Origin of the sequence: Saccharothrix sp. (genome assembly GCF_031180885.1) — a bacterium.
In the GTDB taxonomy this organism is placed as follows: Bacteria; Actinomycetota; Actinomycetes; order Mycobacteriales; family Pseudonocardiaceae; genus Actinosynnema.
The window spans coordinates 92,806-118,378 of sequence record NZ_JAPSLK010000002.1; the positions used below are offsets into that span (position 1 = coordinate 92,806).

19 protein-coding genes and 1 pseudogene are annotated in these 25,573 nt (G+C 72.4%); 9 read left to right on the forward strand and 11 right to left on the reverse strand.

All coding sequences use genetic code 11. From position 1 onward, the window contains the following. From RIN75_RS04740 to RIN75_RS04755, 4 genes are read left to right on the forward strand one after another with little or no spacing between them, the layout of a single operon-like run. Nucleotides 1-3,207, forward strand: a complete 3,207-nt coding sequence (locus RIN75_RS04740) for an amino acid adenylation domain-containing protein (protein ID WP_309110521.1) — start codon at nt 1-3, stop codon at nt 3,205-3,207. Continuing rightward, nucleotides 3,204-4,508: an MFS transporter gene (locus RIN75_RS04745; protein ID WP_309110522.1), complete on the forward strand. Its 1,305-nt coding sequence runs from the start codon at nt 3,204-3,206 to the stop codon at nt 4,506-4,508. Before RIN75_RS04740 ends, RIN75_RS04745 begins: the two co-directional genes overlap by 4 nt. Then, complete coding sequence (locus RIN75_RS04750) at nt 4,505-8,866, forward strand: amino acid adenylation domain-containing protein (RefSeq protein ID WP_309110523.1); 4,362 nt, start codon at nt 4,505-4,507, stop codon at nt 8,864-8,866. The genes RIN75_RS04745 and RIN75_RS04750 overlap by 4 nt, the downstream gene beginning before the upstream one ends. A gap of 1 nt (nt 8,867) precedes the next feature. Continuing rightward, complete coding sequence (locus RIN75_RS04755) at nt 8,868-9,869, forward strand: class I SAM-dependent methyltransferase (RefSeq protein ID WP_309110524.1); 1,002 nt, start codon at nt 8,868-8,870, stop codon at nt 9,867-9,869. Here the strand turns inward: RIN75_RS04755 and RIN75_RS04760 are convergent. From RIN75_RS04760 to RIN75_RS04795, 8 genes are all read right to left on the reverse strand, one after another. Continuing rightward, nucleotides 9,866-11,185 carry an FAD-binding oxidoreductase gene (locus RIN75_RS04760; RefSeq protein WP_309110525.1) on the reverse strand — a complete coding sequence of 440 codons (1,320 nt, stop codon included), beginning with the start codon at nt 11,183-11,185 and terminating at the stop codon, nt 9,866-9,868. The genes RIN75_RS04755 and RIN75_RS04760 overlap by 4 nt on opposite strands. Further along, nucleotides 11,178-13,037, reverse strand: a complete 1,860-nt coding sequence (locus tag RIN75_RS04765) for an ABC transporter ATP-binding protein (protein ID WP_309110526.1) — start codon at nt 13,035-13,037, stop codon at nt 11,178-11,180. The genes RIN75_RS04760 and RIN75_RS04765 overlap by 8 nt, the downstream gene beginning before the upstream one ends. After that, a complete protein-coding gene (locus RIN75_RS04770; protein ID WP_309110527.1) occupies nt 13,034-15,871 on the reverse strand; it encodes a type 2 lanthipeptide synthetase LanM family protein in 2,838 nt (945 codons plus the stop codon). The genes RIN75_RS04765 and RIN75_RS04770 overlap by 4 nt, the downstream gene beginning before the upstream one ends. 6 nt (nt 15,872-15,877) lie before the next feature. Continuing rightward, entirely contained in the window at nt 15,878-16,069 is a 192-nt protein-coding gene (locus RIN75_RS04775; RefSeq protein ID WP_309110528.1) for a DUF6229 family protein, read from the reverse strand. Nucleotides 16,070-16,184: 115 nt separating this feature from the next. Then, nucleotides 16,185-16,934 (reverse strand): AfsR/SARP family transcriptional regulator, encoded by a 750-nt coding sequence (locus tag RIN75_RS04780; protein ID WP_309110529.1) that lies wholly within the window; start codon nt 16,932-16,934, stop codon nt 16,185-16,187. 210 nt (nt 16,935-17,144) lie between these two features. Continuing rightward, complete coding sequence (locus tag RIN75_RS04785) at nt 17,145-17,669, reverse strand: GNAT family N-acetyltransferase (RefSeq protein ID WP_375295908.1); 525 nt, start codon at nt 17,667-17,669, stop codon at nt 17,145-17,147. Nucleotides 17,670-17,685: 16 nt separating this feature from the next. Then, on the reverse strand, nt 17,686-17,958 hold the full coding sequence (locus RIN75_RS04790) for a hypothetical protein (RefSeq protein WP_309110531.1): 273 nt from the start codon (nt 17,956-17,958) through the stop codon (nt 17,686-17,688). 148 nt (nt 17,959-18,106) lie between these two features. Next, nucleotides 18,107-18,658 (reverse strand): hypothetical protein, encoded by a 552-nt coding sequence (locus RIN75_RS04795; RefSeq protein WP_309110532.1) that lies wholly within the window; start codon nt 18,656-18,658, stop codon nt 18,107-18,109. A gap of 67 nt (nt 18,659-18,725) precedes the next feature. Between RIN75_RS04795 and RIN75_RS04800 the strand changes: the two genes are divergently transcribed. Beyond that, nucleotides 18,726-19,301, forward strand: coding sequence for a TetR family transcriptional regulator (locus RIN75_RS04800; protein ID WP_309110533.1), 576 nt, complete (start codon nt 18,726-18,728; stop codon nt 19,299-19,301). Nucleotides 19,302-19,375: 74 nt separating this feature from the next. Further along, nucleotides 19,376-20,144 (forward strand): annotated as a pseudogene (gene atpB, locus RIN75_RS04805) (F0F1 ATP synthase subunit A). On the opposite strand, the gene ribA reads toward atpB, so the two are convergent. Continuing rightward, nucleotides 20,116-20,787 carry a GTP cyclohydrolase II gene (ribA, locus tag RIN75_RS04810; protein ID WP_309110534.1) on the reverse strand — a complete coding sequence of 224 codons (672 nt, stop codon included), beginning with the start codon at nt 20,785-20,787 and terminating at the stop codon, nt 20,116-20,118. The pseudogene atpB and the gene ribA overlap by 29 nt on opposite strands. Before the next feature lie 89 nt (nt 20,788-20,876). Here ribA and RIN75_RS04815 point away from each other — a divergent pair, with 89 nt between their 5' ends. From RIN75_RS04815 to RIN75_RS04825, 3 genes are read left to right on the forward strand one after another with little or no spacing between them, the layout of a single operon-like run. Continuing rightward, nucleotides 20,877-21,275 carry a 6-carboxytetrahydropterin synthase gene (locus RIN75_RS04815; protein WP_309110821.1) on the forward strand — a complete coding sequence of 133 codons (399 nt, stop codon included), beginning with the start codon at nt 20,877-20,879 and terminating at the stop codon, nt 21,273-21,275. Further along, complete coding sequence (locus tag RIN75_RS04820) at nt 21,272-22,285, forward strand: glycosyltransferase family 4 protein (protein WP_309110535.1); 1,014 nt, start codon at nt 21,272-21,274, stop codon at nt 22,283-22,285. Before RIN75_RS04815 ends, RIN75_RS04820 begins: the two co-directional genes overlap by 4 nt. Next, nucleotides 22,282-23,988, forward strand: coding sequence for a lysylphosphatidylglycerol synthase domain-containing protein (locus RIN75_RS04825; RefSeq protein ID WP_309110536.1), 1,707 nt, complete (start codon nt 22,282-22,284; stop codon nt 23,986-23,988). The genes RIN75_RS04820 and RIN75_RS04825 overlap by 4 nt, the downstream gene beginning before the upstream one ends. Here RIN75_RS04825 and RIN75_RS04830 read toward each other — a convergent pair. Together RIN75_RS04830 and RIN75_RS04835 are read right to left on the reverse strand one after the other, a co-directional pair. After that, nucleotides 23,917-24,591, reverse strand: a complete 675-nt coding sequence (locus RIN75_RS04830; RefSeq protein WP_309110537.1) for a creatininase family protein — start codon at nt 24,589-24,591, stop codon at nt 23,917-23,919. The two genes, RIN75_RS04825 and RIN75_RS04830, sit on opposite strands and share 72 nt — an antisense overlap. Continuing rightward, nucleotides 24,588-25,547, reverse strand: a complete 960-nt coding sequence (locus tag RIN75_RS04835) for a zinc-binding alcohol dehydrogenase (RefSeq protein WP_309110538.1) — start codon at nt 25,545-25,547, stop codon at nt 24,588-24,590. The genes RIN75_RS04830 and RIN75_RS04835 overlap by 4 nt, the downstream gene beginning before the upstream one ends. Between the last annotated feature and the right edge of the window lie 26 nt (nt 25,548-25,573).

The window sequence follows — 25,573 nt, forward strand, 5'->3', positions numbered from 1 at the left end:
ATGACCCACCCCGACGCAGGGTCCGCCGCGCGCAAGCGGGAACTGCTGGCCCGCCGGCTGCGCGAGCGGGCGGCGAAACCGGCCGCCTACCCGCTGTCGTTCGGGCAGCAACGCCTGTGGTTCCTGGAGAAGTTCTCCCCCGGCGGCGCGGTCTACAACATCCCGCTGGGCCTGCGCCTGCGCGGCCCGCTCGACCGCTCGGCCCTGCGGCAAGCCCTGGACACCGTCGTGGCCCGTCACGCGGCCCTGCGCACCACCTTCCCGGACTCCGGCGGCGAACCCGTGCAGCTGGTGACGCCCACCGGGGTGGTCGCGCTCGACGACTTCGAGTTGCCCGACGGTGACCGTGAGTCTGAAACTCGAAAGTTCGCCGACGAGCGCGGGGCGGTCGGGTTCGACCTCCAGCGGGGTCCGCTGTTCACGGCCTCGCTGGGCCGGTTCGCGGACGACGACCACGTCCTGGTGTTGAACCTGCACCACATCACCTCGGACGCCTGGTCGCTGTCGGTCCTGCTGGGCGAGTTGGGCGAGGGGTACGCGGCGGCGCTGGAAGGTCGTGCGGCCCGGTTGCCCGAGCTGCGGTTGCAGTACCCGGACTTCGCGGTGTGGCAACGGGACCGGATGGCGGGCGAGGTCGCGGCGACCCACCTCGACTACTGGGCCCGGCACCTCGACGGCGCGCCCGAACTGCTGACCCTGCCGACCGACCGGCCGCGCCCGACCGCGAGCACGTACCGGGGCGCGCTGCGGTACGGCACCGTGGCTGCCGGGCCGTTGGCGGCGCTGGAGTCCCTGGCCCGCAAGCACGGCGTGACCCTGTTCATGGTGCTCCTGGCAGCCTTCGCGGCCCGGCTGGGGCGGCTGGCGGGCCAGGACGACGTGGTCGTCGGCACCCCGGTCGCCGGTCGCTCCCACCCGGATCTGGAGAACCTGATCGGGTTCTTCGTCAACACCCTCGCCCTGCGCACCTCGGTGGCCGGCGACCCCACGTTCGCGGAGCTGCTGGAACGCACCAAGAAGTCCACTGTGGACGGCCTGGCGCACGCGGAGCTGCCGTTCGAACGGCTCGTGGAGCACCTGCGGCCCCAGCGCAGCCTGGGCCACGCGCCGCTGTTCCAGGCCCAGCTCATCCTCCAGAACACCCCGCCGGTCGCGATCAGCCTGCCCGGACTGGAGGTCGAGTCGATCACGCCCGACCCCGGGGTCTCGAAGTTCGACATCACGGTGGCCGCCGAGCACCGGGGCGACACGCTCGCGCTGGGCGTCGAGTACAGCACGGACCTGTTCGACGAGGACACCATCGCCGACTTCACCGACCGGCTGATCGCCCTGCTCGTCGCCGCCGCCGAACACCCGGAGCGGCGGATCTCCGAGCTGGACGCGCTGACCGGGGTCCACCGCTGGGAGGTCCTGGAAGGCTTCAACGCCACCGGACTCCCGCTGCCCAAGGCGACCACCGCGCTCGACCTGATCGCCGGCGACCCCGACGCGCCCGCCGTCGGCCCGTTGAGCTACCGCGAGCTGGGTGAGCGGTCCGACCACATCGCGGCGCTCCTGCAACGGCACGGTGTGGGCCGGGGCTCGCTGGTCGCCCTGCACCTGCCGCGCACCCCGGACCTGGTCGCGGCCGTCCTCGGCATCTGGAAGGCGGGCGCGGCCTACCTCCCGCTCGACCCCGGCTGGCCGCCGTCGAGGCTCGGGCTGATGCTGGCCGACTCGGGCGCGGAGGTCGTGCTGACCGATCCGGCCCTCGACCCGCTCCCGTTCGACGGTGTCTTCCTCACCCCGGCCGACGCGAGACCAGCCACCCCGACGCCGGCCCCGGTGCACCCCGAGGACCTGGCCTACGTGATCTACACGTCCGGCTCGACCGGCACGCCCAAGGGCGTCGAGGTGCCGCATCGGGCCGTGGTGAACCTGCTGGTGTCGTTCCAGCAGGTGTTCGGGCTCCGCCCCGAGGACCGGCTGGCCGCCGTCACCACGCTGTCGTTCGACATCTCCGTGCTGGAACTGCTGCTCCCGCTCACCGCCGGCGCGTCGGTCACCGTAGTGCCGCCGGAGGTCGCCGGGGACGGTAAAGCGTTGCGCGACCTGCTCACAGACGCGACCGTGCTGCAGGCGACCCCGGCCACGTGGCGGCTGCTGGTCGAGGCGGGCGGCGTCCCGGACGGCGTCACCACCCGGATCTGCGGCGGCGAAGCGCTCCCCCGCGACCTGGCCGACGACCTGCTGACCGGCGAATCCCTGCTGTGGAACGTCTACGGCCCCACCGAGACCACGGTCTGGTCGGCCGCCGGCCTGGTCGACCCGTCGCCCGCGCCGGTCGTGATCGGCCCGCCCATCGGCAACACCCGCCTGTACGTCCTCGACTCCGGCCTGGAACCGGTGCCGCCGGGCGTGGTGGGCGAGCTGCACATCGGCGGGCTGGGCGTGGCGCGCGGCTACCGGGGCCGCCCGGAGCTGACCGCGAGCCGGTTCGTGCCCGACCCGTTCGCCAAGACCCCGGGCGCGCGGCTGTACGCGACCGGTGACCTGGTCCGCCACCGCGCCGACGGGACGCTGGAGTTCCTGGGCCGCGCCGACCACCAGGTGAAGGTCCGCGGGTTCCGCATCGAGCTGGGCGAGATCGAAACCGCCCTTCTGGACACCGGCGAGGTCCGGCAGGCCGTGGTGGTGCCCAAGGACGCCCGCCTGGTCGCCTACCTGGTCGCCGACCACCCCTTGGACTGGGCGCGGCTGCGCGGTGCGCTGGCCGGGCGGCTGCCGGACTACATGCTGCCCGCGACCGCCGTCGTGCTCGACGCGTTCCCGTTGACCCCCAACGGGAAGATCGACCGCGCGGCGCTGCCCGAGCCGGATTGGACGGCCGGTGGCGAGCGGGTCGCGCCCCGGAACGCGGTCGAGGAGGTGCTGGCGGGCATCTGGCGCGAGGTGCTGGCGGTGCCCGAGGTCGGCGTGCACGACGACTTCTTCGCGCTGGGCGGGCACTCCCTGTTGGCGGCCAAGGCGTTGGCGCGGGTGCACGGGGCGTTCGCGGTGTCCGTGCCGATCGGCCGGCTGTTCGCCGCGCCGACCGTCGCCGGGCTGGCCGGGACGTTGCTGGCGCTGGACGAGCCGGACCGGATCACGGCCGTGGCGGAGTTGCGGGTGCAGCTCGCGGGGCTGTCCGACGAGGAGGTCGCGGCCATGCTCGGGGAGGGCTCGTGAAGCGGTTCGCCGTGGTCTGGGCCGGTCAGCTGGTCAGCGTGATCGGCTCGGCGCTGACCGCGTTCGTGCTGGGCGTGTGGGTGTACCTGGGCACCGGCTCGGTGACCCAGTTCGTGCTGATCCAGTTCTGCGCGGTGGTGCCGGGCATCCTGCTCGCGCCCTACGCGGGCGCGGTGGCCGACCGGTACGACCGGCGCAAGATCATGCTGGCCGCCGACACCGGCGCGGGCGTGGTGACCGCGTTGCTGCTGGTCTCGGTGAGCACGGATTCCCTCGCGGTGTGGCAGGTCTACGTGGCGTCGGCGCTGACCGCGACGCTGAACTCGTTCCACCTCATCGCCTACCAGGCCCTGGTGCCCGCGCTCGTGCCGGCCGAGCACCTGGGTCGGGTCAACGGCCTGATGCAGCTCACCCAGGGCGTGCAGATCGCCGCGCCGCTGGTCGCGGGTGCGCTGCTCGGCCTGGTCGGACTGCGCGGCGTGCTGGTCATCGACGTGGTGTCGATGGTCTTCGCGGTCGCCGCGCTGCTGCTGGCCCGGCTCCCCGCGGGCGCGAGCGGGAGCCGGGGCAGCGGTGCCCAGGGGTTGGGGGCGGGCCTGCGGTGGCTGCGCGGCGCGCCCGGCCTGTTCGTGCTGTGCGCGGTGTTCGGGGTGTGGAACTTCCTGTTCGCCGTGGCGGGTGGGCTGGTGCAGCCGCTGATCCTGTCGTTCTCCTCGCCGGCCACGCTGGGCTTGCTGATGGCGGCGGGCGGCAGTGGGCTGTTCGTCGGCGGGCTGGTGATGGGCGCGTGGGGCGGGCCGAAGCGGCGGGTGCTGGGCATCTACGCCGGGCTGGGGCTGGGCGGGGTGTTCCTCGTCCTGCACAGCCTCGCGCCCTCGCCGTGGCTGATCGCGGTGGCCGCGCCCGCGTTCCTGTTCACGTTGCCGCTGATGAACACGTGCTGCGTGACGTTGTTGCAGACCAAGGTGGACAAGGACGTGCTGGGCCGGGTGCTCGGCGTGGTGCGGGCGCTGTCCACGGCCGCGATGCCGGTGGCCTACCTGGTGATCGGTCCGCTGTCCGACGGCGTGGCCGAGCCGCTGATGGCGCCCGACGGGGCGCTGGCGTCCTCGCTGGGTGCGCTGATCGGCACCGGTGAGGGCCGCGGCATCGCCCTGATCTTCCTCGTGGTCGGCGTGCTGATGCTGGCGCTGACCGCGTTCGCGTGGTCGCGGCCCCGGCTGCGGACCGTGGACGACCTGCCCGACGCGGCCACCGCCACCCCAGAAGAGCAGCCGGACCCGGAGAGGACGCACTCGTGACCGAACTGTCCGACCACCGCGAGCGGCTGCTGGAGCGCCTGCTCGCCCAGCGCGGCCTGGGGGGCCGCCAGAGCGTGCCGCGCCGGCCGGAGGGCGCGGTCGTCCCGCTGACCGGCAACCAGCGCGGCCTGTGGCTGACCGGTCGGCTCGGGCTGGACTCGGGCGCGTACGCCATGTTCTTCGCGGTGCGGGTGGCCGGTGAGGTCGACCCAGAGCGGTTGCGGCGGGCTGTGGACGTGGTCGTGGCCCGGCACGAGGCCCTGCGCACCCGGATCGTGGACGACGAGGGCACGCCCGCGCAGCAGGTGCTGCCGTCGCTGTCGGTGCCGGTGGTGGTGACCGACCTCGACGGGTCGCTGGAAGACCTGGTGGTGTCCGAAGTGGACACCCCGTTCGACCTGGAGGAAGGGCCGCTGGTGCGGGTCCGGTTGATCCGGGTCGGCCCCGGGTCGTCGGCCGTGGTCGTGACCGCGCACCACATCGTGTGCGACGACGTGTCGCTGGGCGTGGTGGCGCAGGAGATCGGCAACGCCTACGCGGGCGTCGCGCTGGCGCCGGTCGGGGCGCAGTTCCCGGACTACGCGCACTGGCAGTCCGGGCGGCTCGCGGACGGCGAGCGGCAGCGCCAGCTCGACCACTGGGCGGACCGCCTCGCCGGCGCGCCCGACGTGCTGGACCTGGCGGCGGACCGGCCGCGCACCCCGAACCGGACCGTCGCCGGCGGCAGCCACCGGTTCGTCGTGCCCGCCGCGCTGGCCGGTCGGTTGGCCGAGCTGACCCGGGCGCACGGGTGCACCACGTTCGCCGGGCTGCTGGCGGCGTTCTCCCTGGTGCTGTCCCGCCGGTCCGGCGCCGACGACCTCGTGATCGGCTCGCCGACCACGCACCGGCCGTTCCCCGAGCTGGAGCGGTCGGTGGGCATGTTCGTCACCACGACCGCGCTGCGCATGGACCTGTCCGGCGACCCGACCGTGGCCGAGCTGCTCAAGCGGGCCAAGGCCGTCGCGATCGACGCGCTGGACCACGCCGAGGTCAGCTTCGACGAGGTGGCCGCGCGGGTCGCGCCCCGCCGGGACCTCGCGCACCACCCGTTGTTCCAGGTCATGCTGGTGCTCAACCGGGGCAGTGGCGCCGGGCGCTGGGGCGGGCTGCCCGCCGAGCCGCTGACCGCGGACCGGGGCACGAGCCGGTTCGACCTGACCCTGCACGTGCGGGAGACCGACGGGGACTGGCCCGCGAACCTCGACTACAGCACGGACCTGTTCGAGCCGGACACGGTGGCCCGGTTCGCCGAGCAACTGCTGACGGTGCTGGAGTCGTGGACCGCCGAGAGCCGGCTGTCGACCGTCGAGTGGACCACGGAGTCGGACCGGGTCGCCGCGGAACTGCTCAACGCCCAGCCCGCGCCGGACAGCCCCGACGTGCTGGCCGGGATCGCCGAGCAGGTCCACGCCCATCCGGACACCACGGCCGTGCTGGAGGTCGGCGGCTCGTCGCTGACCTTCGCGCAGCTGGACCGGCGGGCGAACAAGGTCGCGCACGTCCTGGCGGACCTCGGGGTCGGGCCGGAGGTGCCGGTGGGGCTCGCGCTCAAGGCCGGGGCGGACGCGTTCGTGGCGCTGCTGGCGATCCTCAAGGCCGGTGGCGCGTACGTGCCGCTCGACCCGGCGCACCCGCCCGCCCGGCTCGCCGGCCTGCTCGCGGACTGCGGCGCGCCCGTGGTGATCACCGCGCCGGGCACGCGGGACCGGTTCGGCGAGTTCCACGGGGCCCTGTTGGACACCGCGGACGAGGCGTTCACCGGCGAGGCCGCGGCGGCGCCGGTCTTCGACGCGCACCCCGGTCGGCTGGCGTACGTGATCTACACGTCCGGGTCGACGGGAGTGCCCAAGGGCGTGCAGGTCCAGCACGACACGCTGGCCAACCTCGCGCGGGCGTTCGTCGAGCTGCACGACTTCGGGCCGGGGCAACGCATCCTGATGGTGCCGCCGTTGAGCTTCGACGCCTCGGTGGGTGACGTGTTCCCGGCGTGGTGCGCGGGCGCGGCGGTGGCCGTGCACCCCGAGCCCGCCGCGATCGGCGGCCCGGACCTGCTGCGACTGTGCGCCGAGCACGGGCTGACCGCCGTGGACGCCCCGGCCGCGCTGTGGAAGCGGTGGGTGGCCGACCTGGCGGGCGTGACCGACACCGCGAGCCCGTTGCGGGTCATGATGATCGGTGGCGAGGCCGTGCCGCCGGCGACGGTCGCCGAGTGGGCGGCCGCCACCGGGGTGTCGCTGGTCAACCACTACGGGCCGACCGAGACCACGGTGTGCGCGACCGCGTACCGGACGCTGGACGCCGCCGAGGTCGACCCCCGTTCGGCCACGCTGCCCATCGGCCGGCCGTTGACCGGTGTCCGCGCGTACGTGCTGGACGCCGACCTGCGCCCGGTCGCCGTGGGTGTCCCCGGACAGCTCTACATCGGCGGCCGTGCCCCCGCCCGGGGTTACCGGGGCGACCCGGCGCGCACGGCCTCGGCGTACCTGCCGGACCCGTCCGTGCCGGGCGGACGGGTGTACGCGACCGGCGACCTGGCGCGGCTGCTGCCCGACGGGACGCTGGAGTTCCTGGGCCGGGTGGACGACCAGGTCAAGCTGCGCGGGCACCGGATCGAGCCGGGCGAGGTGCGGGCGGCGCTGCTCAAGCACCCGAAGCTGGTCGAGGCGGCCGTGGCGGTCCGGTCGGACACCCTGGTGGCGTACGTGGTGCCGCGCGCCGGCGAGACCGCGCCGGAACTGGACGAGCTGCGGGCGTTCTGCGCCGAACACCTGCCCGAGGCCATGCTGCCCGGCGCCCGGGTGGTGCTGGACGAACTCCCGTTGACCGCGCACGGCAAGGTGGACGGGCGGAAGCTGCCCGAGCCGGTGGTGGACGCCAAGCCGTACGAGCCCCCGCGCACGGCCGTCGAGCGGGTGCTGGCGGAGATCTGGTCGGAGGTGCTCAACGCGCCCCTGGTCGGCCGGCACGACTCGTTCTTCGGCCTGGGCGGGCATTCGCTGATCGCGGCGGCCGTGCTGGCGAAGGTCCGGTCGCTGCTGGGTGTGACCGTGCCCCTGCGCGCCCTGTTCGCCACCGCCGACCTGGCCGAGTTGGCCGAGGTGGTGGAGAGCGCGGCGGCGTCCGACCACACCTTCGCCAAGCGCTACCAGTCGGGCCTGCCCACCGTCGAGCAGATGTGGGTGGACGCCACACCACCCGACGACGTGGTCCCCGCCGGTGTCACCGTGTCCGGACCGCCCCAACGGGTCCTGCTCACCGGCGCGACCGGCTTCCTGGGCGCGCACCTGCTGGCCGAGCTGCTGGCCCGGACCGATGCCGAAGTCCACTGCCTGGTCCGCGCGGAGACTCCGGCGGTCGCGTCCGCCCGCGTCCGCGCCAACCTCCGGCGAGCACACCTCGACGTGCCGGAGGACGCGCTGGCCCGGGTCCTCCCGGTGGTCGGTGACATGTCGAAACCCATGCTCGGCCTGACGAACCACGAGTTCGACGCGCTGGCCGAGAGCATGGACGCCGTCTACCACAACGGCGCGGTGATGAACTTCGTGCTGACCTACCAGTGGATGATGCCGCCGCACGTCGGCAGCACGGTCGACGTCCTGCGCCTGGCGACCCGCTACCGCACCAAGCCGTTGCACCTGATGTCCACGCTGGGCGTGTTCCTGGGCGCTTCCTACGACCAGCAGGTGGTCAAGGAGACCGACCGACCGGAGGACCCGGCCGGGCTGGACACCGGCTACCACACCACCAAGTGGGTCGCCGACATGATGGGCGTGCTGGCGCGCGACCGCGGGGTCCCGGTGTCGATCCACCGCATCGCCGCCATCGTCGGCGACGTCCGGACCGGCACCGCGAAGACCGAGTCGTACCTGAGCCGCCAGATCGCCACCTGCGCCCACACCGGTGCCGTGCCCCGCACCGAGGACGTCATCGACATGCTGCCGGTGGACCGCCTGGCCGCCGCCATCGCCGGCATCTCGCTGCGCCCCGAGCACGCCGGCAAGGACTTCCACTACTACCGGGCCGACGGTTTCCGCTACGCCGACCTGGGCGACGTCCTCAACGCCAAGGGCTACCCCACCGAGGTCCTGGACTACCAGGCGTGGCGGGCGCTCATGCTGGACAGCCCGGACAGCGCGTTCGGCCCGCTGGCGTTCGGCCTGACCACCACCCGCCGCGCCCACCCCGTGTTCGACTGCTCGGCCACGTGGGCGGCGGCGGCCGAGTGCGGCGTGGAGTTCCCCCCGGCCGACGCCGAGATGATCGGCCGCCACATCGACTTCCTGGCCACCGCTGGCGTCCTGCCGGAAAGGTCCTGACATGCCACTGCACCTGGAACCCGGCGAGGGTCCACCGTCCTTTGTGGACCTGATTTCCACCGCCGCCTACCGCTCCATGGCCGCCGCCCTGCGCCTGGGGGTCTTCGCCGCCCTGTCCCCGAAACCCCTGACCTCAGCGGACCTGGCTCGGACCTTGGGCACCGACCCGCGCGGCACCGCCCTGCTCTGCGAGGCCCTGGTGGCCTTCGGCTACCTGGAACAGGCCGACGACACCTACAGCAACACCGCGCCCACCCAGAAGTGGCTGTCCGGCAACGGCTACAGCGAGGTCGACCGCTTCTGGGCCACGGTCCTGTTCGACTCCTGGGACGGCCTCGAAGACTCCATCCGCACCGGCAAACCCGCCTTGGACTTCTACGGCTGGCTCTCCGACCGCCCGGAAACCCTCCACCGCTTCCAGACCATGCTGTCCAGCCACGCCGACAGCATCGCCCCGGAGGTGTCGACTCACGTCCCGGTCGGCAGCACTCTGCTGGACCTGGGCGGCGGCCACGCCAAGTACGCGATCCGCCTGTGCACGGCGAACCCAACCCTCCACGCCACCGTGATAGACCTCCCCGAGGCGTTGGCGGTAGGCGAGGAGGCGGTCGCCAAGTCCGACCTGACCGACCGGATCACCCTCCGCCCCGGCGACTACGACTCCTTGGACCTGGGCACCGACTTCGACACGGTTCTGCTGTTCAACGTGGTCCACGGCCGCCCCGCGCCCGCCAACCAGGACCTCCTGACCCGGGTGGCCGCCGCCCTGCGCCCAGGCGGGTCGGTGGTGCTGCTGGAGCACGACGAACACAGCGAGGACCGAGCCGGCGACGCCTTCGCCCGCGTCTTCAGCCTCAACCTGTTCCACGGCCAGGGCGGTCAGGTCTACCCAACGGCCGAGATCGAGTCATGGCTGACCACCGCCGGCCTGACAACCATCACCACCCACCCGCTGCGCACGTCCCCAGGCCAGTCCTTGATCATCGCCACCAAACCTGCTTAGAGCGGGATCGACTGCGGGAAGTTGAAGACGTTGGTGGGGTCGTACCGGCGCTTCAACGCCCGCAACCGCCCCACGTGTCCACCGTAGTAAGCAGTCAGCCAGTCGCGCAGATCCGGATCGGGGAAGTTGGGGTAGACACCGCCCGTGCCCCACGGGTGGAGGATGCCCCAACTCCGGTCGAGCCACGCCAACACCTCCTTCGACCGCCTGGCCGCGCCACCCGGCCCCACCAGAACCGTGTGCTTGACCAGGTAAGTCGGCGTGCGGTGGACAAAGGCGGTGTCGGTCGTGCGCGCATAGGCCCCACCCCACGGCGTGAAGGCGACCTCCCGCAACTCGCCCATCGCCCTGCCCGCCGTCAGGTGGTCCAGCAGATCGGCGATGGCCCGATCAGGAAGCGGCTCGGCGAAGAACTCCGTCTTAGCCGTAGACATCCCCGGCCGTTCCGACATCAGCGGAATGCTGGCCGGGTCCTCAGCCACCGCCGAGTACGGAGTGGCGTGCAACAACCCGGCCTCCGCCGCCGAAACCGTTACGACCTCTTCGAAAGCCGGGTCGACGGGACACTCCGGAACGCTTGGAGCAGCGCCGATCAACAACACGGTCGGCTCCTCCTCGGGGTATTGCGGGCACATCAACACCAGCTCCGCCGACACCGCGTCCTCCGCGAACGGCGCCCACTCCTGCCACCACCGCACCAAATCCGCCGCCCGCCCGAACGGCCACTCCAACCGGAAGTGCACCCGCTCCCGAGCCGCAAAAGTCCGGAAAGTCGCCCTCGTCACCACCCCGAAGTTCCCACCACCCGCACCCCGCAGCGCCCACAACAAGTCCGGCTCGTCATCGGTGTGCACGACCTCCCCATCCGCCAGCACGACCTCCGCCGACAGCAACGCATCACACGTCAACCCGTGCAGCCGCCCATGACTCCCGAACCCACCCCCGAGAGCCGCACCCACCAATCCCACCGATGGACACGACCCCGACGGCACCAACCGCCCATCCAACCGAGCGGCCACATCCCCCACCCGCACCCCGCCACCAACCGTCACCGAAGCACCATCAGCCACCACACCGGCATTGACACCCAGATCGATCAACAGCCCGGAAGTGCTGCTGTGACAAGCATTGCTGTGCCCACCACCCCGGATCGCGAACGGCCACCCCTCCGCCCGCGCCAACCGCAACGCCTCCACGACCGCGTCCGCGTCCGCGCAGAACGCCACCGCCCGGGGCAACACCTCCACCGGACGCCCGATGAACTGGCTCCGGCACAACGCGTACCGCTCGTCCCCCGGCCCCACCAGATCAAGCATCGGCGTACATCCGGCTCTGCAACTCGTACAAGTCCGCGTACCGCCCACCCAACGCCAGCAACTCCCCGTGCGTGCCCTGCTCCACCAGCTTCCCCTCGTGCAGCAACAAGATCCGGTCCGCGTGCCGCACACTCGCCAGCCGGTGCGTGATGAGCACGACGGTCCGGTCCTCCGCCAACGCCCGCAACGACTCGTACACCGCGAACTCCGCCTTGGCGTCCAAGGGCGCGGTGGGCTCGTCCCAGATCAGCAAGGGCGCGTCCCGGAACAACCCCCGCGCCACCGCCAACCGCTGCCACTGCCCGCCGGACAACTCGACCCCGCCCCGGAACTGCTTGGACAGCAACGTCTCCCACCCCGAAGGCAAGCCGTCCACCACCACGTCCGCACCCGCCTGCCCCGCCGCCTGCTTCAACGCCACCCCGTCCGGATCGGGCCGCGAATGCCGACCCACCCGGACGTTCACCCGCGCGGTGTGCGGCCACCGCACCGGGTCCTGCAACACCATCATCACCTGCGAAGCCACGCTGGCGCGGTCCACCGACGCGATGTCCTGCGCGCCCCACAGCACCGAACCGGACGTCGGCGTGTACAGCCCGGCGATCAACTTGGCCAACGTGGTCTTGCCGGACCCGTTCTCCCCCACCAGTGCCACCGTCTCACCGGGCTCGATCGTCAACGTCACCCCGTCGATCGCCGGGCGAGCACTGCCGGGATAGGTGAAAACGACCCCGTCCAAACTCACCCGACTCGGGTCCAACTCGACCGCAGGACCCGCCGGCGGACGTTGCGCCGACGCCAGGAAGTCCTGGTAGTCGGCGATGTACATGCCCTGCTCCACCAACTGGTTCGCGGCCAGCACCAACCGGTTCAACGCGGTCGTCGCCACCCGGATCGCGATCACCGCCGTGCCGGCCACCGCCAGCGCCACCCACTCGTAACGCACCAGCAGCCCCAACACGACGTACGTCACCGCCAGCCCCAACCCGGCCAGCGCCCGACCGACCCCGCGCACCCGGGCCTGCGCGGTCGCCAGCCGGACGTCCTCGTCGCGCAAGGGGTCCGCGGCCACCCGGTACTCGTCCAGCACGAACGGCTCCGCCTGGTACGCCCGGATCTCCGCGGCCGGCTCCCGTTCCGTGGCCAGGTCGGACACCATCTGCACCCGCCGGTCCAGCACCACCGTCCGCCCGACGCTCGCGTACGCCAGCCGCGCGGCCCGCTGCACCGCCCACCCGTCCGGCAGCACCGCCAGCAGCAGCACGGGCAACAGCACGGGGTGCAACAAAGCCAAGCTGCCCGCCGCCGCGGCGATCCCGATCAACGACCCGGCCAGCTCGACCAGGTTGTCCGCGGCCCGTTCCAGGAAGAACAACCCCCGGTCCCGCGCTCGGTGCATCCGGTCGTAGAAGCGGGCGTCGTCGAAGGCTGCCAGGTCCGCGCCCAGGCTCGCCGCGTACAGGCGTTCCTCGGCCAGCCGCCGCACCGATGGCGTGATCCGGGCGTGGGCGAGCGCGACACCCACGTCCATCGCGCCGCGCAACCCGAACGCCCCGCCCACCAGCAGGAGGTCCGGCAGCGCGGCGACCACCCGCTCGGTCGTCGGCCCGCCCGCCAGCAACTCGGTCAGCACCCCGGTGGTCGCGAACAGCCCGAACGCCGCCGCGAGCCCCGACACCACCTGCATCACCGCGACCGCCACCGCCGCCCCGGGCGCGGCCTGCCAGATCGTCTTGAGCACCGGCCACGTGGCCGCCGGGACATCACGCAGGCTGCGCCGGGTGGCAGACGAGTCGTCGAGCTGCCAGTGCGGGGTGACCAGGTTGCCGTCGCGCGGATCGGGCTCGGTCATGGCGCCTCGCCCAGCAGCAGCACGGACGGCAGGTCGCACTCCGGGTGCATCCGCAGCAACTGGTACGCCACCCCGCCCGAGCCGGACATGACGCTCGGCGAGTACACCTCGCGCGCCAGGCCCGTGGTCACTCCGTTGGTCTCCAGGCTGCCCAGCACGGTCGCGTCCAGCGTCGCCCGGTCGAGCCCGTCGGGTGCGGCACCGGCGGCCAGCGCGGTGGTGAGCAGTTCCCAGACCCCGGTGTCGCCGTGGCACAGGGTGTGCGTCCACCCCAGGCCGTCCCGCCACGCCGAGAACGCCGCCCGCCGCAGCACGTCCCGCTCCCCCAACGCGGGCACGTCCGCCGCTGCCAGCCCCACGCCGATCGCGCCGTGGCACCATGCCGCCGCGATGGTGTCCGGCTCACGCGGGTCCATCCACGCTTGTCTTTCCGTGCTGTACCAGGTCTCTTCGAACGCCGCCGCACCCTCGACCAACGGCGTGAACCGCTTCTCCCCGGTAGCGGCCACGAGTTTCGCCAAGGCCCAGCCGATCCCCGTTGCCCCGTGGGCGAACCCGCCGATGCCACCCGGCCAGTTCGGCGCGGGCCATCGCACCACACCGTCCCCACGCACGGCGTCTTCGGCCAGCTTGTCCCCGGCGCGCAACGCCAAGTCGGTCCACCGCGTGTCGCCGGTCCGCGCGGCCAGCATCAGCAACGGGACGATCGCGCCGGCCGTGCCGACCACCAGATCGGGCCCCTCGCCGGCGTCCAGCGACGCGGGCAGCTGACGGGCCAGGAACAGGGCGTCCTCGACGCAGTCCAAGCCCAGCCGGTCCAGCGTCAGCCAGCACCAGATCTGGGAGCCCAGGCCGATGTACCCGCCCGCCGGGTCGGGCCGCCGACGCGTGTGCTCGGCCTGCGCCGCCCACCACACCTGGGTCAACCGCGCGGTGCGCACGGTGCCCTCCAACAGCTCCGCCACACCCTCGACGGCGTCCGCGCGACCGGCCTCGACCTCCCGCCGGTACGCCGCCAGCAGCACCCCGACACCCAACGTCCCGCCGTACAGGTCGGGTGTCAACGGCGTGGTCTGCCAACCCGACCGGTCCAGGATCGGCGCGAACCACGTGGCCGTGCCGTCACTCCCCCGCACCGCCTCCGCCGCCAGCTCGCCCATCAAGCGCGCCGCCAGCCGACGCCGCCGACCGTCCGCATCGGACTGTTCCGGCTCGCCGGCTGACATGCGGCCCAGGTCCGGTTCCGCGCCCTGGTTCAGGTACGCGCTCACCAGGGCGGCGTGCGTGACCCGGCGTTCCAGCGCGAAGTCCGCCGTTCGCCAGTTGTGCAGCGCCAACGCCACCTGGTCCACCCTCGGCCCGCACACGAGCCCGCCCGGCGTGTGCAGCCAACCCTCGGCGGGGGTGGTGGTGAACACCGGGATGTCCCCCACCAGCAGTTCCGCGACCTCCGCCGCGTGCACGTCCGGGTCGCCCGGTCCGCGCGTGTTGATCGAGTGCCGCGCCAGCAGCGCGCGCGCCTTGCGCTCGGCGGCCTCCTGGTCGTGCAGACCGGCCGGGTGCCACAGCATCCGCGCCAGTTCGGTGTAGGACTCGGTGTCGCGCACGATCACCCGCACCACGCAGTCGGCGAACGTCTCCAGCAGCGGTGCCAGCCGGTCCTCGTCGTCCAGGGCGGTGATCCGGGCGGCCATCTCGTCGAACCCGGCGACCACGCGCGGCCAGTGCCGGGCCAGGCGGGGCTGCGGGCTGGGCAGGTTGCGGGTCGGCGGCGGCTGGGACGGCACGATCGCCACCCGCGCGGCGTCCGTGCCAGCGCCGACCAGGTCGGGCAGGCCGATGTCGGGCTGCTCGCCGGGCAGGCCGCCCATCGCCGACCCGTCCACGCCGCGCCAGCCCAGGCCCGCGCCCCGGCCGGGCAGCAGGCCGGTGCGCAGCACGGTCCCGTTGAGCTGTTCGGCGACCAGGTCGGTGGCCTCGCCCGCGCCGGTCGGCGGGTGCGGCGGCCGGGGCGTGAAGACGCTCTCGCAGTCCACCACGACCGGCACCGGGCCGCAGGCGATGATGTTCTCCGCGTGCAGGTCCGTGCCCGCGACCAGGCGCATGACGGCCAGCCAGTGCCCCAGGTTGCGGTAGAACAGGTCCAGCTCGGCGTCGGTCTCGCAGTAGCGGTGGGCCACGTGCTCGGCCCAGCCGTACTCCTCCAGCACCAACGCCTTCGGCACGCGGATCGGGTGCTCGTCGCCGGCGGTCAGCACGGCCAGCAGCTCCGCGAGTCGGTCGTCGACCTGCATCGGCCGGGGCTTGTAGACGACGGTGCCGCCGGTGCAGTGCACGAGGGTCACGGTGTGGCCGCGGTGGTGGCTGTCGCCCGCGCCGAACTCCACCTTGAGCAACTCGCCCGCGTCCGTCCCCAGAAGCGCGGCCAGGCGGGGGCGGTCGACGGCGAACCGCCGGGCCAGGGTGTGGATCGCGTCGATGCGGTTGTCGACGGTGGTGTGCAGGCGGGTGACCAGGTGCGGGTAGTGGCGGGTCAGGTCGTGCCAGAACTCCGGCCGCGCGGCGGCGGCCAGGAACTCCGACCAGCGGCCCGCCGGGTCGGGCGCGTGCAGCCGGCCGGTGACGCGGGCGGCGTTCAGCTCCAGCACGAGCACGCGGATCACCTTGCGCCGCACCACGTCCAGCAGCACTTCGCGGGTCGCGGCGAGCAGGGCACCCGCTTCGGCGGCGCCGAGGTCGGCGACCTCGGCCAGGCAGCGGGCCAGCCGGTCCAGCGCGGGACCGATCAGCCAATCCAGGGTCCGGTCGAGTTCGCCGACCTCGTCACCAGTCATGTCCGGTCAGCAGCAGTACACCGGACGGGACGCCGTGCACGACGAGCAGCGGCTGCCGGGCGGGTTGCACGCCACGATGTCGCCCTCCGCGAACTCACCGTTGGCGAACAGCGGGCCGGCCGGGTTGTCGACCTCGTCCAGCCCCGCGCGCCAGCGGGCCACCAGTTCCTCGGCGCTTTCGAGCAGTGCGGTGGTCATCCGAACTCCTTCCGTGGACAGGAGCGGCGAGTGTAGAAATGGGATGTACACGGGAGCGCACACGCGGCAGCGGTCCCCCGTCGCTCAGTCGTGCCCGCCGGGTTCAGTCGTGCGTTCAGTCGTGCCCGCCGCGCCGGACCTCTTCGTAGAGCGACGTCGTGGCGGCACTGGGCTCGACGCCGAGTTCCGCGTCCAGCACCTGGACCAACCTCCGGTACACCGCAAGGGCTTCGCTGCGCCGACCGGACGCGGCCAGCGCCGCCACCAGGAGCCGCCACAGCCGTTCCCGCAACGGGTGCTCGACGACCAGCCCGGCCAGCGCGGCCACCAGTTCACCGTGGCACCCCAACGCCAGCCGGACCTCGGCGAGGTCTTCGACGGCGCTGACCCGTTGCTCCTCCAGCACGGTCACGTCCGGCCGAACCACGTCCGGAATCGGTACACCCGCCATCACCGGACCCCGCCACAGCGCCACCGCGCGCTCCAGCGAGTGCGCGGCGGCGGCGTCCTCGCCGTGCGCGTGCAGCTCGCGGCCCTCCCGCACCAGCCGCTGGAACCGCGTGACGTCAACGGCATCCGGCGCGGCGGCGAGCACGTACCCGTCGCGGGAGGTGACGATGCACGGGCCGCCGGGCGCGAGGTTCGCCAGGGTGCGGCGCAGTTCCGCCAGGTGCGAGCGCACGTTCGCGGCGGCCGACGGCGGCGGTTTCTCCGGCCACAGCGCGTCGATCAGCCATTCCGGCGGCAACGCCCGGTTGGCCCGCACCGCCAGCACACCCAGCAGCACCCGCACCATCCGCCGCGCCGGGTGCCGCGTGACACCAAGGCCCCGCACCGCGGGCCGCCCCAACACCAGGACCGCCATCGCCACTCCTCAGACCGCTCGGGTCCCACCAGGATTGGCGACGATCCGGCGTTGGCGGGCAACGCCGTGACCCGGAGCCCGTCGAGACTGCGGATGCGCGAAGTGCCAACGGTTTCCGGGCACCCGACCGGCCCATCGGGTGTGGCCGTCCGGCTCAGCTCAGGGGCGATTGCCGTTGTGGGGCAATGGAAACGCGGTGTGCCCGACCGGTCACGCAGTGGTGTCGACACCGACCCGGTCGACCAGCAGCCGGCCCGGCCACTCGCCGACCATGAAGGTCTCGACGGGCTGGAAACCGTTGCGCTTGTAGTACTCCACGAGCCGGCCGTCACCGCCCGCGTAGCAGTCGACCCGGACGAGGTCGACGCCCTGCGCGCGGGCCTGGGCGCGGGCGTGGTCGAGCAGCGCGCTGCCGACGCCCTTGCCGGTGTGCTTGCGGGAGGTCACCAGCAGCCTGATGTACAGCTCCGGCTCCTCGACCCGCGGCACGTACTCCATGGGCCGCTCGGAGTGGGTCAGCGCGCCCGCCGGCTCGCCGTCGACCTCGGCGATCCACACGGTCTCGTCGCGCAGCTTCTCGGTGATCTTCCGCACCCGGTCCGGGTTGGTCGACCACGGCTCGGTGCCCCACTGCCCCGTGCGGCCCTCCGAACCCAGCCACTCCACCGCGCCGTCCAGCATCGCCATCACCGACGGCAGGTCGTCCAAGCCACCCCGACGGATCTCCACGCCCATCCCCCAGTCGATCAGTTCACCCGGTTGGTCCAGTTGCGACTCTACGCCCCGCGAGAGCCAGCACCACCAACGCCACCGCGCCGAACACGACGTTGCCCAGGAGGTCGTGCGCTCCCCCGGATTCGGGCTGGGTCGGGAACGCCGACCACACGTAGGTCAGGGTGGCCCCGGCGGCGAGGGCGAACCGGTGCCGGCCGTCCCACCCGCGCGACCCCGACCACCGCGTCACCAGCACCACACCCGCCACGACCACGACGCACCGCACGACGACCCGACCCACTCGTACCACTCGGCCGTCACCAACACCGCCGGCCCCCGGTACGCGCTGGTCCCCAGAAGCGCGATCGCCCCGACCAGCCACGGCTTCGGTGCATCTTCGTCCACTGTGGATGGATGCCAGGCCCTGAGCCGGTAAGCACCGAACAGCAGGGCGACGATCACGGCGGACACCCCACCGATCTGCCACGGTGAAGCCACGAAGTGCTCGACGGAGTAGTTGCCCCAGAACACCAACACCGCGCCCAACCGAACAGCACCGCGACCACCGCCAAGCCCACCCGGCCCAGCCACGGCCTGCGGTCCGGCACGAACGCCTCCACGATCGCGATGGGCACGCAGATGCTCCACACGGTGTGCAGGGCGAGCACGGCCTGGGTCAGTTCGACGCTCATCCCCAGCGCGGGCACGTACGACGGACCGTGCAGCAGGTCCTGGCCGGCGTAGGAGTCGTTCCACAGCAACTGGTCCACCGGCCCCTCCTCGACCAGCGCGTACGCCGCGGCGAGCAGCACGACCGACGCCCAGCCGCCACCCCAGCGGCGGGCGGTCTCGCGGACCAGGATCGCGCCGAACCCGTACATCGGCGCGAGCACCAACCCCAGGCCGAGTTCGCCCAGCGTGAGGTTGCCCAGCAGGAACTCCCCCACGAACGGCGCCAGCACGAACAGCCCCACCACCGGGGCGAACCTCGGGGCCATCACGTCCCCCAATTGCCAATACGGTCGCACCGCCAATGGTGGCCCATTGTCAATACGACCGTATTGATATGCTGTCGGCGTGGCCCGCAAGATCGACCCCGACCAGCGCGAACAGCACAAAGCCGCCATCGCCGAGGCGGTGTGGCGGCTGGTGGCGCGGTCCGGGTTGGAGGCGGTGAGCCTGCGGGAGGTGGCCGGCGAGGCAGGCGTGTCCGTGGGGCGGGTGCAACACTACTTCGGCACAAAGGACGCCCTGCTGCTCTACGGGCTGCGGCTGGCCCAGCAGCGGATGGAGGGCCGCATCAGGCGGCGGATCGCCGGGCTGGTGGCACCGGGAGCGGAGGACGTGCTGCGCGCGACGCTCGCCGAACTGCTGGGCGACGACCCGGACACGCGCCAGGCCGTGCGGGTCTGGACGGCGTTCCTCGGGCGGGCGCTGGACGACCGGGCGATCGCGGAGGCGCTGTTCGCCGACGACGTGGAGCTGCGTGCGTTCACGACGGAGGTGGTCGGTTCGCCCCTGGACGCGCACGGCCTGTGGGCACTGGCCAACGGCCTGGCCGCCGAGGTCGCGTGCGGGCAGACCACGGCGGCGGACGCGCGGGCGGTCGTGGACCACCACCTGGATCGCCTGCTCGGTTCTCCTGATCGCTGACCGAGAAATCGCGGTATTGCGGCCAGCGCGGTCGGGTAAAGTCCGCGTCAAGACCTTGGACGGGGGGAACGCCCATGGCCGACAACACCTTCACACCGCCGGGAACAGCGGACTTCTTCCCACCCGCGATCTTCGGGTGGGTCACCAAACCGATGGTCCTGATCGCGCTCTCGGTGGTGATCATCGCGGCTTTCTTCCTGGCCGCGACCCGAAAGCTCACGTTGGTGCCCAGCAGGTTCCAGTTCGCCGCGGAATCGATCTACGACCTGGGGCGCAACACGATCGCGCGGGAGCGCATAGGCGCGAAGAACTTCCAGCCGTACGTGCCGTTCATCCTCACGCTGTTCTGCTTCGTGCTGGTGAACAACATCTTCGGCATCATCCCGCTGGTGCAGTTCCCGACCATGGCGCACGTGGGCTTCCCGGTCGCGCTGGCCTTCCTGGTGGTGTACCCGGTGTACCACTACGTGGGGATCAAGCGGCACGGGCTGCGTGGGTACCTGCGCAACCAGTTCATCGTGCCGGGAGTGCCCAAACCGGTGCTGTGGGGGTTGCTGATAACCGACCGAGGTGATCCTGAAGTTCTTCTTCGACCCGTTGACGTTGGCGATCCGGGTCTTCGCGGCGATGTTCGCGGGGCACCTGCTGGTGATGGTGTTCGTGCTGGGCGGCGAGTTCCTCCTGCTGCACGCGGGGGCGTGGCTGAAGCCGGTGTCGGTGATCAGTTTCGTGCTGGCCATCGGGATCACACTGCTGGAAGCGTTCATCCAGGTGTTGCAGGCGTACATCTTCGCAACACTGAGCGCGCACTACATCAGCCGATCCCTTGCCGCCGAGCACTAGCAGACGCGTCCACAGTGGACTTCAGGGCGGGTCCGTCGACTTGAGGCAGGTCGTGGCCCAAGCGGTTGCGTTTGGCCAGCAGGTAGTTGACGTTGTGGGTGTTGGGCGAGATGAGGAGGGGGACGCGGGCGGTCACCCGGATGCCGTTTTGTTCCAATGCGGCGATCTTGTCCGGGTTGTTGGACATCAGGCGCACCGACTGGACCCTGAGGTGGCGCAGCACCAAGGCGGCCGGCGTGTAGTCGCGGACGTCCACCGGTAGGCCGAGGGTGGTCGCGGAGTCGAGGGTGTCGAGGCCCTGTTCGTCCTGGAGCACGTGGGTTCGGACCTTTTCGACCAGGCCGATCCCCCGTCCCTCGTGACCCCGCAGGTACACCAGGATGCCGTTGCCCTCGCGGACGATGGCGTCCAGGGCCGCGTCGAGCTGTTCGCCGCACTCGCAGCGCATGGCCCCGAAGATGTCACCGGTCATGCACTCGGAGTGGACGCGGACGAGGACGTGTTCCCGCATCCTGGTCTTGCCGTGGACCAGGGCCATGTGCTCGTGGCCGTCGGCGCGGAACGCCACCGCGCGGAAGGTCCCCCGGCGCGTCACCAGGTCGGACTCGGCGACGTCCTCGTCGCGGAACGCTTGCTCGTACATCCGGTCCCTTCGTCACCCGACTCCGCCCGAGCGGTCATTACGCTCGGGCGGTGGTTGCACCGTAACTCGCTCACCCGGTGGAGGTCACCCTGTACAGCATCACCGTCCGCGACCACGTGATGGTCGCCCACAGCTTCCGCGGCGAGGTGTTCGGCCCGGCGCAACGCCTGCACGGAGCAACGTTCGTGGTCGACGCGAGGTTCAAACGAGACGATCTCGATTCGGACAACATCGTCGTCGACATCGGACTGGCCACCCGCGAACTGGGTGCGGTGCTGGCCGCGTTGAACTACCGGAACCTCGACGAGGTGCCCGAGTTCGCCGGGATCAACACCTCGACCGAGTTCCTCGCCCGGCACATCGCCGACCGGCTCGCCGACCGCGTCCACGAAGGCGCGCTGGGGCCGGGAGCGCTCGGCCTGAGCGGCATCGAGGTCACGTTGCACGAGTCGCACGTGGCCTGGGCGAGCTACGAGCGGGCGCTGTGACCGATTGGTTCGTGCTGCCCGCCGGTGTGGCCGACCCCGCCGCGCCCAGCGGCGGCAACGGCTACGACCGGCGGGTGTCGGCGGGCCTGGGCACGAGGGACCTCCTCGTGCCCGGCGCCTGGCCGCGGCCGTCGGAGGCGTCGCGGCGGGAGTTGGACCGGGCGTTGGCGGGTGTGCCGGACGGCGAGGTGGTGCTGCTCGACGGGCTGGTGGCGTGCGGGGTGCCCGAGGTCGTTCTGCGGCATGTCGGGCGGTTGCGGCTCGTGGTGTTGGTGCACTTGCCGTTGGCCGAGGAGACGGGGCTGTCGCCTGAGGTGGCGGCTCGGTTGGACGAGGCCGAAGGTCGGTGTTCGCGGGCGGTGGCGGCGGTGATCGCCACCAGTGCTCGTGCGGGTGCGCGGCTGGTCGAGCGGCATGGGTTGGCGCGTGTGCACGTGGTGCCGCCGGGGGTTGATCCGGCGCCGGTGGCGCGGGGAACCGACGGGGTGTCGAGGTTGCTCTGCGTGGCGTCGGTGACGCCGCGTAAGGGGCATGACGTGCTGGTCAAGGCGTTGGTGGGGGTTGCTGATCATCCGTGGACGTGTGCGGTGGTGGGGCCTGCGCCTGATCCGGGGCATTGGGGGTTCGTGCAGGAGTTGGCCGAGCCCTGTGCCGAGCGGTTCGAGTGGGCTGGGCCGCTGGTGGGACGTGCGTTGGACGACCAGTACGACGCTGCGGACTTGTTCGTGCTGGCCTCGCGGGCCGAGACGTACGGGATGGTGGTGACGGAGGCGCTGGCTCGGGGTGTGCCGGTGATCGCTAGCGAGGTGCCTGACGCGTTGGGGGCGGGTGGGCTGCTGTTGCCAAGCGGTGACGTGGCCGCGTGGTCGGGAGCTTTGCGCCGGTGGTTCGAGGACGCTGAGCTGCGGACCGGGCTGCGTGCGGCGGCGTTGGCGAGACGGGCGGAGTTGTCCACATGGGACGAAACGGTCAAGGGCGTAGGGGTGGTGCTGGCTAGTCTGCGCGCATGAGCGGATTCGCGCCGGAATGGCTGGCACTGCGGGAAGGGGCCGACGCGCGGGCGCGGTCGAGCGAGCTGGCCGACCGGGTTCGGGGCCTGGTGAACCGGAACCCGGCCGTCGTCCGTGACCTGGGGTGTGGCACGGGATCGATGGGGCGGTGGCTCTCCGCGCGGCTGGGTGTCAGTCAGCACTGGGTGCTGCACGACCGCGACCCGCGGCTGCTGGAACTGGCAGAGGCGTCCATGAGCGGGGCGTCCATGAGCGGGGTGACGGTCGAGACGCGGTTGGGCGACCTGACCTCGTTGCGCGCGGCGGACCTGGCGGGTGCGTCGCTGGTCACGGCGTCGGCGCTGCTGGACCTGCTCACCCGCGACCAGGTGAACTCCTTGGTCGCCGCCTGCGTAGAAGCCGGTGTGCCCGCGCTGTTCACGCTGTCGGTGGTGGGTCGGGTCGAGCTGGACCCGGCCGAGCCGCTCGACGTGCGCTTCCAGGACGCCTTCAACGACCACCAGCGGCGGAACGGGCTGCTGGGGCCGGACGCGGCGAAGGTGGCGGTGGCGGCCTTCGAGGGGCTGGGGGCGTCGGTGGAGACGCGGCCGAGTCCGTGGCGGCTGGAGCCGGGGGCGTTGTGCCGGGAGTGGTTGCGCGGGTGGGTGGAGGCGGCGTGCGAGCAGGAACCCGGGTTGCGCGGCGAGGCGGTCGGGTACCTGCGGCGGCGGGAGGCGGTTCGGGCCGTGGTGCACCACGTGGACCTGCTGGCGGTGCCGGGGGTGACCCCGAGTGGCGGGGTGAGCGCGGGCAGCGGCGGCGGGGTGAGCCCGGGGCGACCGCGTGCCGGGGCCGTGAAGGCGGTGGTGCGGGTTGGGGTGGCGGTCGTCGTTTTGGGGGCGCTCGGGCTGAAGGTCGGGGCCGGGGCGTTCCTCGACGGGATCAGGGCTGTCGAGTGGTGGGCGGTGGGGGCGGCGCTGGTGATCGGGGCCGTGACCACGGTGTTCAGCGCGCTGCGGTGGTGTGAGGTGGTGCGCGGGATGGGGTTGGCGATCGGGGTGCGTGGCGCGGTCGTAGACTACTACCAGGGGTTGTTCCTCAACGCCGTGCTGCCCGCCGGGGTGCTCGGGGACGTCCACCGGGCGGTCCGGCACGGGCGCGGGGTCGGGGACGTCAAGCGGGGTGTGCGGGCCGTCGTGGTGGAGCGGTTCGCCGGGCAGGTCGTGCTGGTGGTCTTGGCGGTGGTCGCGCTGGTGGTGTGGCCGGTGCCGGGGGTGCCGGGGCGGGACGTGTTGATCGCGGGCCTCGGCGTGGGGGTGCTCGGGTTCGCGTTGTCGCGGCGGGCTCGGGAGGTGTTGTCGGGGCGGGTCTTGTTGTTCTCGGCGGCCACCACGGCGGGGCACGTCGGGTTGTTCGTGGTGGCGGCGCGGACGGCCGGGGTGGCCGCGCCGCTCGGGGACCTGGTGCCGTTGGCGCTGCTCGCGCTGGTGGTGATGGCCATCCCGGTGAACGTCGGCGGGTTCGGACCGCGGGAGGCGTTCCTGGCGGTGGCGTTCGGGGCCACCGGGCTGGGCGCGGCGCTCGGCGTGACCACGGCCGTGGTCTACGGGGTGTTGGCGTTCGCGGCGAGCCTGCCGGGCGCGTTCACCCTGCTACAGCGTCGCGAGGTGCCGGGCGAACCCGCCGACCAGCGCCGCGAGCAGGTCCCGGCCCTTGTCGGCTGACGCGCGGGACGGCCGGCCGACCACGCCCGACGCGGTGTACGGGGCCAGGCCGGTGGTCAGCAGGTGCCGGCGGTCGTCGGCCACGTGATCGCTCGTCTCGTAGCCGGGGCGCACGACCTCGGGGTGGGCGTGCAGGAGGATCGACGTCTCGATCTCGCCGGCGTGCATGTCGGTGTTCGACGGGGTCTCGATGCCGGCCGCCGCGCGGGCGTCCGCCCAGTCCGCCGAGGTCGGGTACAGGGCCATCCGCGGCGACTCCTGCACCACGTTGGACAGCACGTAGTTGCCGCCGTGCGCGTTCACGACCACCAGCGGGAGACCGCGCAGGGACTCCGCGATGTCCGTGACGACCGCGTGCAGGGTGCGGGCCGAGATGCTGACCGTGCCGGGCCACGCGGCGTGCTCGTGGGAGCAGGAGATCGTGATCGGCGGCAGGAGTCGGACCGGGTGGGCGTCGGCGATCGCGTTCGCGATGGTGCACGCGATGATCGTGTCGGTGGCCAGCGGCAGGTGCGGGCCGTGCTGCTCGAAGCTGCCCACCGGGAGCACCGCGACCGCCGCGCCGCGCGCCCGCACGTCCTCGGTCGTCGCCAGGGTGATCATGCCCCGGCACCGTACCGAACGCGGTGGCACAGCGCGGGCAGGCGGGTGAGCACGTCCGGCAGCTCCTCGAACGGGCTCTCGCCGCTGATCAGCGCGTCGAACCGGGGGTCGGCGAGCAGGTCGAGGGCCAGGGCCATGCGTTCGCCGTGCGTGCGGTCCGACCGGGCGACGGTGCCGACCTGGCTGCCCCGCACGGTCAGCCGCCACGAGTGGAAGTGCTCCCCCAGCGGCACGGCGACCCGCCGCGACCCGTACCAGCTCAGCTCCACGACCGTGCCGCCGGGCGCGAGCAGTCCGAGCGCGGTTTCCAGACCTGCCTCGGACGCGCTGGCGTGCACGACCAGGTCCAGGTCTGGGCGGGCGTCGGCGGGTTGCGTGAACTCGACGCCCAGGGCGTCGGCGACGGACGCGCGGGACGGGTCGGTGTCCACCAATTGGAGACGGATGCCCGGGAAGTCGGCCAGCAGGGCGGCGACCGCGCAGCCGACCATGCCGCCGCCGACCACCGCGACCCGGTCGCCGACCATCGGACGGGCGTCCCAGAGGGCGTTCACGGCGGTCTCGACGGTGCCCGCGAGCACCGCGCGCTCCGGTGGCACGGTCGGCGGCACCGGGGTCACGGCGGACGCGGGGACCACGTAGTGCGTCTGGTGCGGGTAGAGGCAGAACACCGGCTTGTCCAGCAGGTCCGGCGGGCCTTGTTCGACCACGCCGACGTTGAGGTACCCGTACTTGACCGGCCACGGGAACTCGCCCTCCTGGAACGGGGCGCGCATCACGTCGTGCTGGTTCGCGGGCACCCCGCCGTGCAGGACGAGCGATTCGGTGCCCCGGCTGACCCCGCTGAACAGCGTCCGGACCAGGACGTCCTCGGGTCCGGGGTCGGGGATCCGGACGGGGCGGATCTCGCTCTTGCCCGGTCCGGTGAACCAAACCGCCCTCGCGGAGCGTGTCATCCAGCAACCTCCGAAAAACGACCGAG

Coding starts and splice junctions, on each gene's coding strand:
- RIN75_RS04740 (WP_309110521.1), top strand. CDS start 1: ATGACCCACCCCGACGCAGGGTCCGCCGCGCGCAAGCGGGAACTGCTG.
- RIN75_RS04755 (WP_309110524.1), top strand. CDS start 8,868: ATGCCACTGCACCTGGAACCCGGCGAGGGTCCACCGTCCTTTGTGGAC.
- RIN75_RS04760 (WP_309110525.1), bottom strand. CDS start 11,185: ATGCTTGATCTGGTGGGGCCGGGGGACGAGCGGTACGCGTTGTGCCGG.
- RIN75_RS04765 (WP_309110526.1), bottom strand. CDS start 13,037: ATGACCGAGCCCGATCCGCGCGACGGCAACCTGGTCACCCCGCACTGG.
- RIN75_RS04770 (WP_309110527.1), bottom strand. CDS start 15,871: ATGACTGGTGACGAGGTCGGCGAACTCGACCGGACCCTGGATTGGCTG.
- RIN75_RS04775 (WP_309110528.1), bottom strand. CDS start 16,069: ATGACCACCGCACTGCTCGAAAGCGCCGAGGAACTGGTGGCCCGCTGG.
- RIN75_RS04780 (WP_309110529.1), bottom strand. CDS start 16,934: ATGGCGGTCCTGGTGTTGGGGCGGCCCGCGGTGCGGGGCCTTGGTGTC.
- RIN75_RS04785 (WP_375295908.1), bottom strand. CDS start 17,669: ATGGGCGTGGAGATCCGTCGGGGTGGCTTGGACGACCTGCCGTCGGTG.
- ribA (WP_309110534.1), bottom strand. CDS start 20,787: ATGTACGAGCAAGCGTTCCGCGACGAGGACGTCGCCGAGTCCGACCTG.
- RIN75_RS04825 (WP_309110536.1), top strand. CDS start 22,282: ATGAGCGGATTCGCGCCGGAATGGCTGGCACTGCGGGAAGGGGCCGAC.
- RIN75_RS04830 (WP_309110537.1), bottom strand. CDS start 24,591: ATGATCACCCTGGCGACGACCGAGGACGTGCGGGCGCGCGGCGCGGCG.
- RIN75_RS04835 (WP_309110538.1), bottom strand. CDS start 25,547: ATGACACGCTCCGCGAGGGCGGTTTGGTTCACCGGACCGGGCAAGAGC.